Source organism: Xanthomonas sp. SHU 166, from assembly GCF_000364685.1.
GTDB lineage: Bacteria > Pseudomonadota > Gammaproteobacteria > Xanthomonadales > Xanthomonadaceae > Xanthomonas_A > Xanthomonas_A sontii.
In genome coordinates this window covers 1-1,686 of sequence record NZ_AQOJ01000806.1, presented here as the reverse complement: position 1 = coordinate 1,686, position 1,686 = coordinate 1, and the positions used below count along the sequence as shown (strand labels likewise).

Annotated in this window: 2 protein-coding genes; one reads left to right on the top strand and one right to left on the bottom strand. The window is 73.3% G+C overall.

The annotated features are described in order from the left end of the window. A partial coding sequence (locus D180_RS18605) for an NAD(P)/FAD-dependent oxidoreductase (protein WP_017913974.1) occupies positions 1–1,022 on the bottom strand: 1,022 nt, incomplete at its 3' end. Positions 1,023–1,216: 194 nt separating this feature from the next. Between D180_RS18605 and D180_RS18600 the strand changes: the two genes are divergently transcribed. Next, positions 1,217–1,686, top strand: a 470-nt coding sequence (locus tag D180_RS18600) for a VanW family protein (protein ID WP_232760584.1), incomplete at its 3' end; no start/stop codon positions are given.

Sequence of the window (1,686 nt, the reverse complement as noted above, 5' to 3'; positions counted from 1 at the left end):
GCGGTGTCGCCGCGCAGCCGCCGGCGCAGGGTGTCGGCGACGTGCCGGCCCATCTGCTTGGCGGCCGGTGCCACCCCGGGAACCGGGCGGCCGTCGGCCTGCTGCAGCGCGGCCAGGTCGCCGGCCACGAACAGCTCCGGATGGCCGGGCACGCTCAGGTCCGGCTGCACCTGCACGCGGCCGCTGCGGTCCAGCGGCGCCTGCAGGGTCTTCGCCAGCGGCGAGGCGGCCACGCCGGCGGCCCAGACCACGGTCCGCGCCGGCACGAAGGCGTCGCCAAGGCGATAACCATGGGCGTCGATGTCGGCGACCGGCACGCCGGTCAGCACTTCCACGCCGAGCTTTTCCAACTGCTGCTGCGCCTTGGCCGAGAGATGTTCGGGGAAAGAGGACAGCACTCGCGGCCCGGCCTCGATCAGCCGCACGCGCGCCTCGGCCGGGTCGATGCGGCGGAACTCGTGCTTCAGCGTGTGCCGCGCGATCTCCGCCAGGGTGCCCGCCAGCTCGACCCCGGTGGGGCCGCCGCCGACGATGGCGAAGCTGAGCCAGGCCGCGCGCGCGGCGGGGTCGGTTTCCGCTTCGGCACGTTCGAACGCCAGCAGCAGGTGCCGGCGCAGTTGCAGCGCGTCGTCCAGGGTCTTCAGGCCAGGTGCGTGCGCGGCCCAGTCGTCGTGGCCGAAATAGGCGTGGGTGGCGCCGGTGGCGACCAGCAGGTAGTCGTAGGCCAGCGTCTGGCCATCGGCCAGGCGCACTTGCCGCGCCTGCTTGTCGATGTCGACGACTTCCCCAAGGCGCACCTCGACGTTGTCCTGGTGGCGCAGGATCTGCCGCAGCGGCGCGGCGATGTCCGGCGCCGACAAGCCGGCGGTGGCGACCTGGTACAGCAGCGGCTGGAACAGGTGGTGGTTGCGGCGGTCGATCAGGGTGATGCGCAGCGGCGTCCTGGCCAGGGCGCGGGTGGCCCACAAGCCGGCGAAGCCACCGCCGACCACGATCAGGTGCGGCACGGGTGTGTCGTTCATGCAGGACTCCAGGAGCGGGAGAAAGAGGAGAGCGTCCGGTATCGGCGCGGCGGTCGCATCGCAGTCGCGCGCGCACCGATCCGCCGGAACGCGCGCTGCCGAAAAGGCGCTGCGCGCTCGTCGAGGGCCGGACCTGCATGTCCGTATAGTAGCGCGATGCCAAGCGCGGTCAGCGACAGGGAGGACGCACGCTCATGCCAGCGACAGTGAAGGCGCGCGCGTCGGCGCCGCCGCCGACGCCGCTGCCCTCGCGCTGGCGCAGCCTGCTGTTCTGGGCCAAGACGCGTGCGCTGCAACTGCGCCGCGCGCTGCACGATCTGCGCGATGGTCCGCGCCGGCATCGCCGCGATGCCGGCCTGGCGATCGCCGCCGGCAGCTGTGCCGAATCGGTCACCGCGCTGTGGCCCGACAGCGAGGTGACCGCACCGCAGCTGGTGGCCGGCAAGATCCACAACCTGCGCCTGGCCGCGCGTGCGCTGCACGGCGTGGAGGTGCCGGCCGGGGCGACCTTCGGTTTCTGGCGCCAGCTCGGCCGCGCCACCCGCCGCCGCGGCTTCGTCGCCGGCCGCGAACTGCGCGAGGGCTGCCTGGTGCCGTCGATCGGTGGCGGCCTGTGCCAGGTGTCCAATGCGATCTACGACGCGGCGCTGCGGCAGGGCCTGGA